General features: G+C 61.1%; 14 protein-coding genes. 7 read left to right on the forward strand and 7 right to left on the reverse strand.

Annotation, left to right across the window (positions count from 1 at the left end; translation table 11 throughout):
• The first annotated feature begins 23 nt into the window (after positions 1-23).
• Entirely contained in the window at positions 24-1,358 is a 1,335-nt protein-coding gene (locus OU997_RS14210) for an FAD-dependent oxidoreductase (RefSeq protein ID WP_267807179.1), read from the forward strand.
• Between the two features lie 77 nt (positions 1,359-1,435).
• Complete coding sequence (locus OU997_RS14215) at positions 1,436-3,778, forward strand: M48 family metallopeptidase (protein ID WP_267807181.1); 2,343 nt, start codon at positions 1,436-1,438, stop codon at positions 3,776-3,778.
• Positions 3,779-3,907: 129 nt separating this feature from the next.
• On the opposite strand, the gene OU997_RS14220 is transcribed toward OU997_RS14215, so the two are convergent.
• The 4 genes from OU997_RS14220 to OU997_RS14235 form a co-directional block, all read right to left on the reverse strand.
• Positions 3,908-5,242 (reverse strand): MATE family efflux transporter, encoded by a 1,335-nt coding sequence (locus OU997_RS14220; protein ID WP_267807183.1) that lies wholly within the window; start codon positions 5,240-5,242, stop codon positions 3,908-3,910.
• Between the two features lie 34 nt (positions 5,243-5,276).
• Positions 5,277-5,702, reverse strand: a complete 426-nt coding sequence (locus OU997_RS14225) for a MarR family winged helix-turn-helix transcriptional regulator (RefSeq protein WP_218276594.1) — start codon at positions 5,700-5,702, stop codon at positions 5,277-5,279.
• A gap of 91 nt (positions 5,703-5,793) precedes the next feature.
• Positions 5,794-6,522, reverse strand: a complete 729-nt coding sequence (locus tag OU997_RS14230) for a substrate-binding periplasmic protein (protein WP_267807185.1) — start codon at positions 6,520-6,522, stop codon at positions 5,794-5,796.
• A 29-nt stretch (positions 6,523-6,551) separates the two neighbouring features.
• The gene (locus OU997_RS14235) at positions 6,552-7,163 is read right to left on the reverse strand and encodes a LysE family translocator (RefSeq protein ID WP_267807187.1); all 612 of its coding nucleotides are present in this window, start codon (positions 7,161-7,163) and stop codon (positions 6,552-6,554) included.
• A 490-nt stretch (positions 7,164-7,653) separates the two neighbouring features.
• Here OU997_RS14235 and OU997_RS14240 point away from each other — a divergent pair, with 490 nt between their 5' ends.
• The 3 genes from OU997_RS14240 to OU997_RS14250 are packed head-to-tail and all read left to right on the forward strand — an operon-like array spanning position 7,654 to position 9,613.
• Entirely contained in the window at positions 7,654-8,775 is a 1,122-nt protein-coding gene (locus OU997_RS14240) for a beta-ketoacyl-ACP synthase III (protein ID WP_108487134.1), read from the forward strand.
• Positions 8,775-9,386 carry an RNA polymerase sigma factor gene (locus tag OU997_RS14245; RefSeq protein ID WP_108487123.1) on the forward strand — a complete coding sequence of 204 codons (612 nt, stop codon included), beginning with the start codon at positions 8,775-8,777 and terminating at the stop codon, positions 9,384-9,386. The genes OU997_RS14240 and OU997_RS14245 overlap by 1 nt, the downstream gene beginning before the upstream one ends.
• Positions 9,380-9,613 (forward strand): anti-sigma factor family protein, encoded by a 234-nt coding sequence (locus OU997_RS14250; protein ID WP_108487124.1) that lies wholly within the window; start codon positions 9,380-9,382, stop codon positions 9,611-9,613. The genes OU997_RS14245 and OU997_RS14250 overlap by 7 nt, the downstream gene beginning before the upstream one ends.
• 32 nt (positions 9,614-9,645) lie before the next feature.
• Here OU997_RS14250 and OU997_RS14255 read toward each other — a convergent pair whose 3' ends face one another.
• Entirely contained in the window at positions 9,646-10,179 is a 534-nt protein-coding gene (locus OU997_RS14255; protein ID WP_108487125.1) for a hypothetical protein, read from the reverse strand.
• A 237-nt stretch (positions 10,180-10,416) separates the two neighbouring features.
• Here OU997_RS14255 and OU997_RS14260 point away from each other — a divergent pair, with 237 nt between their 5' ends.
• Positions 10,417-11,145, forward strand: coding sequence for a Crp/Fnr family transcriptional regulator (locus OU997_RS14260; RefSeq protein ID WP_108489736.1), 729 nt, complete (start codon positions 10,417-10,419; stop codon positions 11,143-11,145).
• Positions 11,146-11,295: 150 nt separating this feature from the next.
• Positions 11,296-12,000: a Crp/Fnr family transcriptional regulator gene (locus tag OU997_RS14265; RefSeq protein WP_267807190.1), complete on the forward strand. Its 705-nt coding sequence runs from the start codon at positions 11,296-11,298 to the stop codon at positions 11,998-12,000.
• Here OU997_RS14265 and OU997_RS14270 read toward each other — a convergent pair.
• Together OU997_RS14270 and OU997_RS14275 are read right to left on the reverse strand one after the other, a co-directional pair.
• Positions 11,997-14,111, reverse strand: a complete 2,115-nt coding sequence (locus OU997_RS14270) for a putative bifunctional diguanylate cyclase/phosphodiesterase (RefSeq protein WP_267807191.1) — start codon at positions 14,109-14,111, stop codon at positions 11,997-11,999. The genes OU997_RS14265 and OU997_RS14270 overlap by 4 nt on opposite strands.
• A 58-nt stretch (positions 14,112-14,169) precedes the next feature.
• Complete coding sequence (locus tag OU997_RS14275) at positions 14,170-14,466, reverse strand: hypothetical protein (protein WP_108489732.1); 297 nt, start codon at positions 14,464-14,466, stop codon at positions 14,170-14,172.
• Positions 14,467-14,474: the final 8 nt, after the last annotated feature.

Below are 14,474 nucleotides of genomic sequence, written 5' to 3' on the forward strand. Positions count from 1 at the left end.
CGGTTTAATAACGGAGACGGGTCGTGAAGGGATTGCCGATTGCCATTGTCGGGGCCGGTACGGCGGGGTTGGCCACGGCGCTGTTCCTCGCCCGCCAGGGTTTTAGCGTGCGTCTGCTGGAGCGTGTAGCGGAGCTGCAGCCAGTGGGTGCCGGGGTGTTGTTGCAGCCCTCCGGGTTGGCGGTGTTGCAGCAACTGGGGTTGTTTGCCGAGTGCAGCGGCCTGGGCGCTGCGGTCAGCCGCTTGTACGGCACCTCGGCCAATGGCCGGGTGATTCTCGATACCCGTTACGCGCATTGGCAGCCCGGCAGTTTCGGCATGGGCATCCATCGCAGCGTATTGCTCACGGCGTTGCTTAATGCGGCGCGGCAAGCTGGCGTGCAGATTGAAACCGGCGTGCATATCAGCCGCTTCAGCCAGCATGGCCGTTATGTGCAGCTGTATCGCCAGGACGAACAGGGCGTCGAGCAGCCATTCGGCGATTTCGCCGCCCTGGTGCTGGCCGATGGCGTGCGCTCGGCCCTGCGCGGCCAGATGCAGGTCAAGCAATGGCTGCAGCCTTACCCCTGGGGCGCGTTGTGGAGCATTGTGCCGACCCCTGCTGCATCGCCAGATGCACCGGATGCCACGGACCTGCGCCAGTGGTACCGCGACTGCGCGCAGATGTTCGGTATCATGCCCACTGGGCGTACCCACCTGAATCGTGAGCAGGCGCTGAGCAGTCTGTTCTGGAGCCTGCCGGTGGCGCAGTTCGGTGCCTGGCGTGAAGCCGGTTTAGCGGCTTGGAAAGCCCAGGTGCTGCAACTAGCGGGCAACGCTGCCGAACCCTTTGTTGAACTGATCGAATGTCCCGAGCAGCTGAGCCAGGCGGTGTATGCCGATGTGCGCATGCAGCAGTGGCACGACGGGCGGGTGATCGCCATCGGCGACTGCGCTCACGCCATGAGTCCACAACTGGGCCAGGGCGCGAATATGGCGCTGGTGGATGCGGCCGCCTTGTCCGCCGCAATCACCACACAACGCCCCCCAAACGACTGCGACTGGTCAGCGGTGTTCGCCGCCTACGCCAGCAGCCGGCGTGATCACCTGCGTTATTACCGCCAAGCCAGCCGTTTGCTCACCCCGCTGTTCCAATCCCACAGCCGCAGCCTGGCCTGGCTGCGCGACAGTGTGTTGTTGCTGGCGCGGCACAACCCGCTAGGCCGCGCGCATGCGGTCAGTACCCTGGTAGGTGGGCGCAGTGGTTGGTTACTGAAGGGTGCCGAGCGGCCGTTGCAGGTCTGGAATGGCCAGCCTGAGGCATGGGGTTTAGATGAACGTGCGACCTCCCCAAATACTGCGCAGATGTCGGTGACCTGAGCCGTATGTGACCGGCCGCGAGTGCTGCACGCTTTGTTAATCTACTGGCTCATTTTAATTTGTCGCGAGGGACCGCCGTGTCGTTCCGTGTTGTGCTGAGTGGCCGGGCATTGCCCGGGGTTACGCCTGAGCAGATTGCTCAGCATCTACAGACGCAGCTGAAGTTCTCCGAGTCCCAGGTAAAGGCCCTTTTGCCGCCAGCACGGCGGGTGGTCAAAAGTGGTCTGGATAAGCCCAGTGCTGAGCGCTGGTGCAGTCGTTTGCAGCAGGCGGGCCTGGCTGTTGCGGTCGAGGAAGTTGCTGCGCCTGCGGCGGTCGACCCTCTGACGGTTTTGCAGGAACTAGCCCAGAAGGGCCTTAAGCGTGCCCGTCCCAGCCCGGCCTATGCCCTGCAGCTGTTTCTGGTCACGCTCTGCTGCCTGCTGGTGCCGACGCTTTATGCGGGGTTGGTGATTGGCTTGGGCGTGGGGCTTACCTGGTATCTGATGCATATCCACGAGTACCTGGGTGGCTTGCGTAATATCTGGGTGCTGCTTTGCGTCTATGGCATACCCGCGATCAGTGGCGGCATTCTGCTGCTCTTTATGGCGCGGCCATTCTTTCTTCCTAGTCCGCGTGGTGATGAAGCGCTGGTACTGGATCTGGCTCGCGAGCCTCGTTTGCAGTTGGTGATCAGCCAGTTGTGTCAGGCGATTGGCCTGCGCCCACCGGTGGCAGTGCAGTTGTCCAATGAAGTGAATGCCAGCGTGCATTTCGAGAATGGCTGGAGCGGATTCTTCTCTGGCCGCAAGGTGCTGACCATTGGCATGCCACTGGTTGCCGGGATGAGCGTGCAGCAGTTTGTCGGCGTACTGGGGCACGAGTTTGGCCACTTTGCTCAGCGGCTGGGCATGCGCTGTAACTTCCTGGTCAACTCGGTCAATGCCTGGCTGGAAGTTCGCAGCAATAGCCGCGACCCTTGGGATGATCGCCTGCAGGAATGGCAGGAGAACGATCCCTGGTGGATTCTGCAGCTGGCAATCTGGGTGGCGCAGCAGGGTATCGAGTTGTCGCGGCTGTTGATGCGTGGCTGTTTCTGGCTGAGCTTTCGCCTGTCCCGCTCGCTTTCGCGGCAGATGGAGTTCGACGCCGACCGCTACGAGAGTTTGCTGGCTGGTAGTGCGGCATTTCGTGGCAGTGCCTTGCAGCTGCGTGCGCTGTCCTGGGCCTGGCGTGAAGTGGATCAGCAGAATGCCCGTACCTGGCGCGAGCGTCGTCTGCTGCGTGATATGCCGCACGCCACTGCTGAGAAGACCTCCAGCATGAGCCAGGCCACTCGGCAGCAGATGGAGCAGAGCCTTGATGAGGGCAGTACCCGCTACTGGCACACGCACCCTGCCGATTTGGCGCGTATCCAGCACAGTGAAGCCCTGCAGGCACCCGGCTATTTGCTTGATGCCCGCCCGGCAGCCGTTCTGTTCGAGCACTTCGCCGAGCATTGTCAGCGTGTCACCCAGGCGTATTACGCGGAGCTGGGGCTGGACTATGACGAGCAGCAGTTGCAGGACAGCCAACAGATTTTCCAGATCAGTGCCCAGCGCGAAGACGCGCTGGACCAACTCTGGGAGTGGACCGGCCGGCAGTGGCGTAATCTACCCTGGCTGGCCTTGCACCAGCCGGTTCAGGCGGCCCATGCCGAGCTGCCTGGGCAAGCGGTGATCGATGAGTTACGTCGTCTGTCTCCCGAGATTACCCACGCCTGGACTCAGGCTGAAGCGCATGAAGAGCAACGGGTGGCGCTGGCCTGGTGTGGCGAATTGCAGCGCAACGGGGTGACCTCGCGACTCAGTGACAGCGAGGCGTTTGATCCGGCTAAGCACTTGCCGTTGTATCGGCAGATTGATGAATGCAAGACACCGGCGCAGCTGCAGTTACTCCAGGCCGCTTCGTTATACCGGCGTCGTCTGGAATTGAGCCTGGCCGGCGCAACCACGGCGCTGCGTGAAACAGCCCGCCTGGCGCTGCAATTAAGCAAACTCTATGTCGATTACGCGCGCCTGCTGGAGGCCCGTGAGCTGGCCGAGCGTTTTCTGGACGGGTATCAGCAGAACCCGGACAGCCTTACTGAACGCTTGAGCCAGGATGCCCTGGTGCGTTATCAGGATCTGGCCCTGCGCTTGCTCAAGACGGCCGATCAGATTCCCCAGACCTTGCTCGATGGCAGCTCTCTGGGCGGTTACCTGCGCCTGCGCTGCCCGCGCTTGAATGCTCAGGCCGGGGAACCGGTCGATTTTTTGCGCAATAGCGCCACGCTGATTGATAGCCTGGCGTATGCGCACCGTCGTGCCATGGCCGACCTGGCCAGCTATGCCTTGCAGCGTGAGCGCGAGCAGGGGCTGCGTGGCATTCGGCTGGTGCTCAAGGTTGGCGATCCAGGTTGAGCGAGCGGTGCTTGATAACAACTGCATTCGCTCTCGTGCGCTGTAGTTGGGTTGTTATCTGCAAGGTTTGAAGGTTGTAAGTGACGCCCTTGCTTGTGCCTCACTTACAGCGGCTGCGCCGGTTTGCGCTCAGAGGCTGGCTCTGTCGAGCGTTCTTAGCTGCTGCAACTGGCGCCGCAGCATCCAGATCACCACCAGGCTTAGGCAGACGTTGGACAGTGGCAGGGCCAGCCATACACCGTTAAGCCCCAGCAGCAGTGGCATCACCGCGAGGAAGGGCAGCTGGATCAGCATATTGCCCACCGTCACCAGGGTGGCGTTGCGGGCCTGGCCCATGGCCTGGAAGAAGCTGGCAGCCAGGACGATAAAACCTTCAAGGAACATGGCGAACAGGTGCAGGCGCAGGCCCAGCACGCTGGCGTCCAGCAGGGCTTCGTCGTTGCCGCTGAAAATTCCGGCAAACAGCCTGGGCAGGATCAACAGCGCTGCAGTCATCAACACACCGCTGCCCACTGCCGTGAGCAGCCCCAGGCGTAGCACCCTGCGCACTTTGTCCGGCTCGCGGGCACCGTAGAAGTAACTGACCAGCGGCTGCATACCGCCGCACACACCCTCGGCAAACATGTAGTAGAAGGCCATCAGGTAGCTGGCGATGGCGTAGGCGGCGACTTGCACCGGGCTGCCATAGTGCATGAACAACAGGTTGTGCAGCACCACCACCAGGCTCATGTAGAGGTACATCAGCATGCTGGAGAAACCGGTGGTGAGAATGTCCAAACTGCTGCGCAGGTTCAGTGTGCAGGCGGTCAGGGGCATTTGCAGCGGGTTGTGCCGGCTGCAGATAAAACCCAGGCAGATCAGCACCGACAGGCTTTCGCCTATGACCGTGCCCAGGGCTGCGCCGTGCAAGCCCCACTTCAGTTCAATGATAAATAGGTAGTCGAGCGCCACGTTGGCGAGCGCGCCCACCAGCATGGCCAGAGTCGCCAGGCGCGGTGCACCGAGGTTGCGGACCAGCAGGGGCAGGGCGATGGAGCCGAATACCAAGGGCGCGGCCCAGCCAATCACCCGCAGGTAGTCGTTACCCTGTTGCGCCAGGTTGTCCTCGGCGCCTTGCATGGCCATAAAAGTCGGGCCGGCAAGCACCACCAGCACGCCTGTGGGTATACCCAAGAGAACCAGCAGCCAGAGAGCCTGTGCCAGGTAGCTGCGTGCTTGTGGCCATTGCGCGGCGCCCTGGGCCAGGGAGCATTGAGCGCCGGCGCCCATGCCAATCATCATGCCGATGGCCAGCATCACTCCGGACAGCGGCCAGGCCATGTTGATCGCCGACAACCCGGTGGCGCCCATGGCGTGGCCGATAAAGATGCCATCGACGACCATGTACAGGCCGCTGATCATCAGGGCGGCGACGGCCGGGATGGTGTAGTGCCAGAAGGTACGGGTGAGGCTGTGGCTGTTCATAAAAGGGTCACGGGTAAAGGGTTACGCGGCTGTCTCAGCCGATTTCGAAGGTCTGGCAGGCTTTGGCCAGTAAATGGCTGAGCTGCTGCATTTCTTCCCGGCTGAGGTTTTGCTCAAGGCTGGCGGCGGTTTGCAGGTAGACATCACGCTCTTCCTGTTCCAGCGCGTTGGATTTGGCTGTGGCCAGCAGGCGCATGGCGCGGCCGTCTTCACTGCAGGGCAGGCGCTGCAGGTAACCACGTGCTTCCAGCTTGCTGGCCATGGCACTGGCGCTGGCCTTGCTGACGTTCATGCGCTCGGCCAGTTCGGTCAGGCGCAGGCCGTTTTCGGCGGACATCAGGGCATACAGGTAGTCCAGTTCGCTATTGCTCAGCTCCATGCTGCCGCTGTGCTGGGCGTAATGCCGCCAGTGGTGCCACATGTGCCATTGCAGGCGTTTAAGGCTGTCGGTGATCGGCATGCTTGCTCCCCTTTATGTTTTGTTAGGCTAACTAACTAAATGGGGTGTGGCAAGCTGTGGACGATCGGTGGCGGGTGAGTGGGGGTTGGTGTCAGCGGTAACGCGCGAGTAATTCGTCGAACTCGCCAGCCTGTTTCATCTGCACCATGGCGCGCAGCAGTGCCATGGTGGGAACGTCGGGGGCGTCGCGGACGATGCACGCGATCGGGTCGGAGGCTATTTCATTGATGATGTGCAGTTTACGTTCTGCGGGTTGCTGGCGGTTAAACCAGTGCAGGGATAGTTCATTGCTGATGGCATAGCGGTTTCGCCGAGCGCTGAGTTTGAGCAGCACCTGATCCTGGGTGCGGGCGTCTTCACGCTGGATCTGGCCGCTGGCGAACAGCGGCTCCAGGCGTGGGTAAGTGAAGCCGAGGACGGTGCCCAGGCGCTCATTGAGCAGTTGCTCGGGCTCCAGTTTCTCGGGCGTAACGCCTGCCAGCACATCACGCTGGGTCATAAAGGGCAGGCTCCAGATATAGCGATGGTGGCCACTATTGACCCAGTTCGGGCTCACGTAGCAGCGCACATCAATCTCGCCGGTATCCAGCGCGTGCTGCACACGCATACGCGGCATCACCACCATCTCAGCCTTGCGCCCAACCTTGGCGGCCAGACGCTGATGCAAGTCGACCAGGATGCCTTCCACTGCCTTGCCGTCTTCGATACGCACCATGGGCATGGCCCAGCTGTCGTTGATCGAGAAACGCAGCGCCCGCGCTTCGGCGTATGCGTTGTGGCTAAGGGTGAGCAACAGCAGTGCGGGCAACAGCTTGAGCACCAGGGCGGATCCTTTCTGGTCGAGGCGGTTCAGCGCGTCATCGGCAGGGCTGCGCCCATCAGCGCAAACAGCCCGCCGCAGCAACGGTTGAAGCCTTTGCCACTGCGTTGCAGCCAGGGCCGCACACGATGAGCCATACGCGCCAGCAGGTATTCGACGCTGCCTTCGACCACGGCGAAGGTCAGCGCCATGATGGCGAACTGCAGTAAGAGGTCACCGCGTGGGTCGAGAAACTGCGGCAGAAAGGCGCCGAAAAACAGGATCACCTTGGGGTTGGACAATGCCGATAGCAGGCCCTGGCGAAACAGCTTGACGCCGCTGCTCTCGCGGGCCTTCTCTGCCATCGCGAGGTGCAGGGGCGGTGCGCGCCAGAGTTGAATGCCCAGCCAGATCAGGTAGGCACCGCCGAGCCATTTGAGAAGGGTCAGGGCCTGCGCCGAGGTTTGTAGCAAGGTGCCGATACCGAGCATCGACAAAGCCATCAGCAGGGTGAAACCGAGTACGCCGCCGCTAACCGTAAACAGGGTTTTGCGATGGCCGTACAAGGCGCCATGGCTGAGCGCGAGCAGGCCGTTGGGGCCAGGCGTCAGCGCCAGGCCAAATACCGCTGTGACAAAAAGCAGCCAGGTATGCAGAGCCATAAGACAGGTATCCAGACGCAGGGAAGTGCAGGGCCTTGTACGTCCCTGCGAGTCCCTGTTTTTTCATGCTGCGTGTGGATAGTCAAGCCGGCTTAAGCCGCACGGTCGTCATGATGATAAGCCTGGGCGGTGCAAGGAGGGGCAGCGATTGGCCTGCAAAAAATCTGCTGGCGCGGAGCGCAGCGCTTTGTCGGTAAAGGTGGAAATACCGCTTGCTCGCTGCCTGGCAGCCGTCCGAAGAGACTGGGCGGGATGTGTCTTGGACCACGTTATGAGCATCTTTGCCTCAATAGCCGACAGCTTGTTGCAGTCGGCCTGACGTGCTGAGCGGACGAACGCCCCCCGGCTGTGGCAAACTCCGAGGCTCGTAACAGGACGTTTCATGGATCGAGTTTGCTGAGCCTGTCAGCCCATTTTTGCCCATGGCGCATAGCCTCGGGCGCATTGCATAACTGGCCGCTGCCTGCGGCAAAGAACAAGAGGAATGACTGTGTATAACGTCGTGATCAGTGGTACCGGCCTCTATACCCCGGCTAACAGTATTTCCAACGATGAGTTGGTCGAGTCGTTCAACACCTACGTGCAGCAGTTCAATGCCGACAACGCGGCGGCCATCGCCAGTGGTGAAATCGAAGCGCTGAGTGAGTCGAGCAGCGGTTTTATCGAAAAAGCGTCCGGCATCAAGAGCCGCTTTGTCATGGACAAGGCCGGCATCCTCGACCCTAAACGCATGGCACCACGCATCCCGGAGCGTAGCAATGAAGACTGGGGCATCCTCTGCGAAATGGCCGTAGGCGCCGCCAAGGACGCCATGGCCCGTGCCGGCAAGACCGCTGCCGATATCGACGGGGTGATCGTCGCGTGTTCCAACCTGCAGCGCGCCTATCCGGCGGTGGCGATTGAGGTGCAGGCTGCGCTGGGTATTCAGGGCTTCGGCTACGACATGAACGTGGCCTGCTCTTCGGCCACCTTCGGCATTCAGGCGGCGGCCAACAGTGTGCAACTGGGGCAGGCCCGCGCGATTCTGATGGTCAACCCGGAAATCTGCACCGGCCACCTGAACTTCCGTGATCGCGACAGCCACTTTATCTTCGGCGACGCGGCCACCGCCGTGATCATTGAACGTGCCGACCAGGCCACGTCGAACTACCAGTTCGATATCGTCGGCACCAAGCTGATCACCCAGTTCAGCAACAACATCCGCAACAACTTCGGCTTCCTCAACCGCTGTGGGGAAGAGGGCGTTGGTGCCCGCGACAAGCTGTTTGTGCAGGAAGGTCGCAAGGTGTTCAAGGATGTCTGCCCGATGGTCGCCGAGCTGATTGCCGCGCACCTGGCCGAGAACAAGCTGAACGTCGGCGATGTGAAGCGCTTCTGGCTGCACCAAGCCAACCTCAACATGAACCTGCTGATCGCGCGCAAGCTGCTCGGTCGCGATGCTGAACCAGGCGAGGCACCGGTGATTCTCGACACCTACGCCAACACCAGTTCGGCCGGTTCGGTGATCGCCCTGCACACATACCAGGAAGACCTGCCGAGCGGTGCCCTGGGCGTGCTCAGCTCGTTCGGCGCCGGTTATTCGATTGGTAGCGTGATCCTGCGTAAGCACTAATGGATTACCCGGCCGATCAGGCGCTGCTCACGCGTCTGCGTGCAGGCGAACAGAAGGCCTACCGCGAGCTGGTTGCCACCTATCAGGGGGCGATGCGCGCGGTGGCCTTTGCCATTGTTGGCCGCCGCAATGCCGATGAAGTGGTACAGGACGCCTGGCTGGCCGTGGTGCGCAGCCTCGACGGTTTTCAGGCGCGTTCCAGCCTGAAGACCTGGCTGCTGACCATCACCGCCAACACCGCGAAAACCCGCCTGAAGGGCAATCGCCGCGAAGTGCTGCTCGACGATATTCCCGCGCCTCACGGCAGTATTGGTGATGAACGTTTCAGTGCGGACGGCCATTGGCTGCTGGCGCCGCATGCCTGGCATCACGACTCGCCGGAAGCCCTGCTGACCGAGGAGGAATTGCGCGAATGCCTGGAGAAAACCCTGGCCAGCCTGTCCGAGTTGCAGGGCAGCGTGTTGCACCTGCGTGAGCGTGAAGGGTTGGAGTTGGAGGAGATCTGTAATCTTTTGCAGGTTTCGCTCTCCAATGTGCGGGTGCTGTTGCACCGCGCACGGCTCAAGGTATTCGCCACCCTGGAGCATTTTGAGGAGACCGGCCAATGTTGAGTTGCAAGCAGCTGGTGGCCCACTCCAGCGAGTTTCTCGATGGGCAGTTAGGCCTGCGTCAGCGCATGTCGGTACGTTTGCACCTGGCCATGTGTCAGCACTGTCGGCGGTTTATCAAACAGATGCGCCTGAGCCAGACGGTGCTGCGCCAGCTGCCGCCCGAGCAAAGCGCCGAGCTGGACGCGTTGGCCGCCAAGCTGGCTGAGTTACGCCGCCAGCATTCCTGATCGCCAGGCCGTTGGCCTGGCTCACTTCTCGTTTACTCGGCTTCCTGAGCGGCCTTTAGCGCCTCATAGGCCGGTGCGGCGTAGATGCCGACTTCCACTGCAAGCGCCATCACCCGCGTCAGGTCTGTGCTGTACACCAGTACGGCTTGCAGCGCGTCATCCAGCGGTTCGCTGAAGTCCAGCAAGACATACCCCTTGGTTTCCGGCGACAGGCTGGCCAGTTGCACCTGAATGCGGTTCAGCGCTTTCAGCGGCTCAACCTTCACCAGTTGTTTGGGCTTGAGCACAAAGCTCACTTCCGGGCCGAACGACTCAGTGATCTGCTGGAACAGTGCGTCATAGCTATCGGCCTGGAACAGCACGGTTTCCGGCAGGCTACCAACCACCACCCATTCACCCAGAGGGATAGGGAAGCTGTCGTCGTAGTTGATGTCCGGGTTCGCGGCGAGAAATGCCTGTGGGTCGGCGTAAGCCTGGGCGGCTTCATCGGCGATACGCGCGACGTCTTCGGCCAGCATGCAGCCCGAGCTTATCTTGCTGATCAGTTCTTCGAGCTGGGCTTTCATTGCGGTCATCCTGGGGTATAAAAAGAGGCTGGCAAGGATAGCCGGAAATGACCGGAGAAGCTGCACCTGTGGGCGTGCAGCATGGCCCGTGTGGGTTCTTGTCGCCGCAGTGCGGCGAGCCTGTCTGTACGCTAGCGTACAGATAAATAATCAGATTCGATTATGCTGGCCTGTGCAGTCCAGGCGCTGTTGTGTTTATGCATGAATAGCCAGCAGATCCTCGATTCGGAGACAGTGATGTCCGTAAACCCCAGTCCGCAGCAGAACCACCTTCTTGCCACCTTGCCTGATGAGGTTCTGGAGCGTCTGCTGCCGCACCTTGAGCTGGTGGCCATGCCGTTGGGCATGGTGCTGTATGAATCGGGCGATACCTTACGCCATGTGTACTTTCCCACCGACTCGATTGTCTCCCTGCTGTATGTGATGGAGAGCGGCGCATCGGCGGAGATTTCCGTGGTGGGTAATGACGGGGTCATCGGTGTGGCGCTGTTCATGGGCGGCGAGAGCACCACCAGCCGCGCCATTGTGCAAAGTGCCGGTAGCGCTTACCGGGTACTCGGCAAACGCTTCAAGGAAGAGTTCAACCGCCATGGCGACATGCTGCAGCTGATGCTGCGCTACAGCCAGGCGCTGATTACCCAGATGGCGCAGACGGCGGTGTGCAACCGCCATCACTCGATTGATCAGCAGCTGTGCCGTTGGTTATTGCTGTCGCTGGATCGTCTTTCCGGCAGCCAGCTGGCCATGACCCAGGAGCTGATTGCCAATATGCTTGGCGTACGCCGCGAAGGCGTTACTGAGGCCGCCGGCAAGCTGCATCGCCTGGGGGTTATCGATTACAGCCGTGGGCTAATCACCGTGCTGGATCGGGACAAGCTCGAGCGCCTGAGCTGTGAGTGCTATGCCGTGGTCAAACGCGAAACCGACCGCCTGCTGCCATATAAAGTGGCGCATCCGGCGCACTAACCGGTTACGCGCGCGGATAGCCATTTAATCGCCTGGCTTGAGTGCCGCAGCGCACAGAGCCGTGCTCAATGCTCAGGCAGACTGCAACGGCGAGAGCGTCAAGCACCGTTGTCGCGCCATTCTTTGGCAAGCCGTGCTCGGGACAAGTGAATGTCTGTTAAAGCACCGCTGCATATCCTCAGCCAGCTGATCGAGAGCCTACCGAGCAAGTCACGCAAACACCTGCTCGACGGCTGCGAGCAGGTGGACCTGGTTTTCGGCAGCGTGTTGCACGAGGCCCACCAACCGATTCACCACGTGTACTTCCCTTTGAGCGGGTTTGTTTCTCTGGTCACCACCTTAGAGGGGCATCAACCCCTGGAAATGGGGCTGATAGGTAATGAAGGCATGCTCGGTGCCACCCTCGCCCTGGGGGTGGCGCAGGCTCCGATGCGCGCCGTGGTACAGGGTGCCGGCAGTGCCTTGTGTCTCAGCAGTACGCTGTTCAAGCAGGAGCTGCTGAACAGCCCGGCCTTGCTGCGTATGCTCAAACGCTATCTGTATGTGGTGATGGCGCAGTTGTCGCAGAGTGCCGCCTGCATGCATTTTCACGAGATCGAGCCGCGCCTGGCTCGTTGGCTGCTGATGACCCACGACCGCGCGCATGCCGATCATTTTCACCTGACCCATGAATTTCTCGCCGACATGCTCGGGGTGCGCCGCAGTGGGGTGTCGATTGCCGCCGCCGCCATGCAGGAGCGCGGCCTGATCAGCTACAGCCGTGGCGAGATCAATATCCTCAACCGCCATGGCCTGGAGCAGGTGGCGTGTGAGTGCTATGCGGTGCTGCGGGCTGATTACCGTGCACAGTTCTAGGAGGTATTCGCCAGGGTATTGATTGGCGAGTGGATGCCGCTGCGCAGCAGGTGGGTGAACTGCTCCACGCTGACTGGATGGCTGAACAGATAGCCCTGGCCTTCACCGCACTGATGGTGGCGCAGAAACTCCAACTGCGCCGGTTCCTCGATGCCTTCGGCAATCACCCGCTGTTTTAGGCTGTTGCCCATGGCAATGACCGCACTGACGATGATGCCATTGCTGTTCTCGATGGCCTGGACAAAGGTGCGATCAATCTTCAGCACATCGATGGGGAACTGGGTGAGGTAACTGAGGCTGGAATAGCCTGTGCCGAAATCATCCACCGCCAGCTGTACGCCGAGGTTCTTCAGTTGCTGCAGGATCGTCGCGCTGGCCTGGGCATCACGCATCAGCACGCTTTCGGTGATTTCCAGTTGCAGTTTGTGGGCGTCCAGATCACTGCTCTGCAACGCCTCGCGCACGCTGTCGACAAAGTCCTGACGGCGAAACTCCAGGGCTGAGATGTTCACTGCCACCGAATCCAGGACATAGCCGCAGTTTTCCCAGCGCTTGGCCTGTTTGCAGGCCTGCTGCAAGACCCAGCGACCCAGCGGCACGATCAGGCCGCAGGCCTCGGCAACCGGGATGAAACGAGCCGGCAGGATTATCCCCCAACTGGGGTGCTGCCAGCGGATCAGTGCTTCGGCGCTGGTAATACGGCCGCTGTGCAGGTCGATCTTGGGCTGGTAGTGAAGGATGAACTGATCTTTTTCCAGGGCGCTGCGCAGGTGTGCTTCAACCACTTGTCGTTCTACTGCGCGTACATTCATTTCACTGCGAAAGAACTGGTAGTTGTTACGGCCTTCTTCCTTGGCCTGGTACATCGCGGTGTCGGCTGTACGGATCAGATCAGGCGCATTCTCGGCATCATTGGGGTAGGTGCTGATACCGATGCTGGCGCTGATATGCAGCTGCTGGTCTGCGATTACATAGGTACTGGCCAGGGCCTCGAGGATTTTCTCGGCTGTACGCGCGGCATCCTCGGCCGAGTGACTTTCCCCCAACAGGACGACGAACTCGTCGCCGCCCAGGCGGCTGACGGTATCGGAACCGCGCACGCAGTCACTCAGGCGCAGCGCCACGGCCTGTAGCAGCTGATCGCCAACACTGTGGCCCAACGAGTCATTGATGTGTTTGAAGTTGTCCAGGTCGAGGAACAGCAGGGCCAGTTGGCCGTTATGCCGTTCGGCCAGGGCAATCGCCTGGCCGATGCGGTCGTTGAGCAGGGCGCGATTGGGCAGGTTGGTCAGGCTGTCGTGCTGTGCCAGGTGGGTCATTTTCTCGGTCATGGCGTGGGCGGCGGTTATGTCGTGAAACACCATTACGGCACCCTTGAGGCGCCCGGCCGAGTCATGGATCGGCGCGGCGGAATCCTCAATCGTCGATTCGCTGCCGTCGCGGCGGATCAGCAGGGTGCCGGCCGCCAGTAGCTTGCAGGTGTTGTCCTGCAGTACCTTGACGACCGGGTTGGCCACTGGCTCGCGGGTCTTGCTGTGGACCAGGCACATGATGCGCTCGATCGGTTGCTTCTGTGCGTCGGCAAGTTGCCAGCCGGTCATCCGCTCGGCCGCCGCATTCAGGTAGTCGACCTGGCCGTGCAGGTCGGTGCCAATCACCGCATCGCTGATCGAGTTAAGGGTGATGGCCAGGCGTGTCTTCTCGACAAACAGCGCTTCTTCAACCGCCTTGCGCAGAATGATATTGCGCAGCGCCTGTGGCACCAGGGCGTTGTTGAAATAGTCCTTGTACAGGCAGCCCTGGGCACCCTGGCGAATCGCTTCGCTGGTTTGCTGATCGGCATCCAGTTCGCTGAGGGTCATGATCGGAATACCCGGCACCAGGGCAAACAGGGCTGTAAAAGTGGCCAGTCCCTGGCTGTCCGGTAAGTGCAGATCGACCAGGATGGCGTCGATCGTCACGGCGTTGTCTGCGCGCAGACGCTCCATGGCGATGCTCAATCGGGTTACCCACTCAATGCTGAAAGGACCGTCCTGGGCGCGTTGCAGGGCTTCTTCCAGGGTGGCCGCGTCATGGCTGTTGCTGGTGATGATCAGGATGCGATTGCCCATATGACCGAGACTTCCTTTTCGCGCTCTGCGCAAGTGATGGCGGAACGGCCGCCCGGCGTCAGAAGCGCAGACCGGGTGGCTGTGCTGGCATGTTTGGGGGCAGAGCCGGCGCTAATGGGGCAAGCCACTGATCGGCACGCCAGGCCCCGGGGGGCGGGCTGGCCTTGTCACGGTCCAGCCAAGCGGCCGGTTGCAGTTCGTGGCGGCTACGCAAAGGCTGGACTGCAGGCCGCTCGGCGTCGCGGGTGAAAGCGTCCGCTGCGAACAGTTCCTCGGCCCGTACACTGGCATTCAGCAACAACAGCCCCATCAGGCTATAACAGGCCGCTGTAGGGATAAAACCGAACCTGTGCATGCCATTTC

Origin of the sequence: Pseudomonas sp. SL4(2022) (assembly GCF_026625725.1) — a bacterium.
Taxonomy (GTDB): Bacteria; Pseudomonadota; Gammaproteobacteria; order Pseudomonadales; family Pseudomonadaceae; genus Aquipseudomonas.

Bases quoted from the DNA above. Each gene is read 5' to 3' on its own strand.
- OU997_RS14265 (WP_267807190.1), top strand. From the start codon at position 11,296: ATGTCTGTTAAAGCACCGCTGCATATCCTCAGCCAGCTGATCGAGAGC.
- OU997_RS14255 (WP_108487125.1), bottom strand. From the start codon at position 10,179: ATGAAAGCCCAGCTCGAAGAACTGATCAGCAAGATAAGCTCGGGCTGC.
- OU997_RS14245 (WP_108487123.1), top strand. From the start codon at position 8,775: ATGGATTACCCGGCCGATCAGGCGCTGCTCACGCGTCTGCGTGCAGGC.
- OU997_RS14270 (WP_267807191.1), bottom strand. From the start codon at position 14,111: ATGGGCAATCGCATCCTGATCATCACCAGCAACAGCCATGACGCGGCC.
- OU997_RS14250 (WP_108487124.1), top strand. From the start codon at position 9,380: ATGTTGAGTTGCAAGCAGCTGGTGGCCCACTCCAGCGAGTTTCTCGAT.
- OU997_RS14235 (WP_267807187.1), bottom strand. From the start codon at position 7,163: ATGGCTCTGCATACCTGGCTGCTTTTTGTCACAGCGGTATTTGGCCTG.
- OU997_RS14260 (WP_108489736.1), top strand. From the start codon at position 10,417: ATGTCCGTAAACCCCAGTCCGCAGCAGAACCACCTTCTTGCCACCTTG.
- OU997_RS14220 (WP_267807183.1), bottom strand. From the start codon at position 5,242: ATGAACAGCCACAGCCTCACCCGTACCTTCTGGCACTACACCATCCCG.
- OU997_RS14225 (WP_218276594.1), bottom strand. From the start codon at position 5,702: ATGCCGATCACCGACAGCCTTAAACGCCTGCAATGGCACATGTGGCAC.
- OU997_RS14275 (WP_108489732.1), bottom strand. From the start codon at position 14,466: ATGCACAGGTTCGGTTTTATCCCTACAGCGGCCTGTTATAGCCTGATG.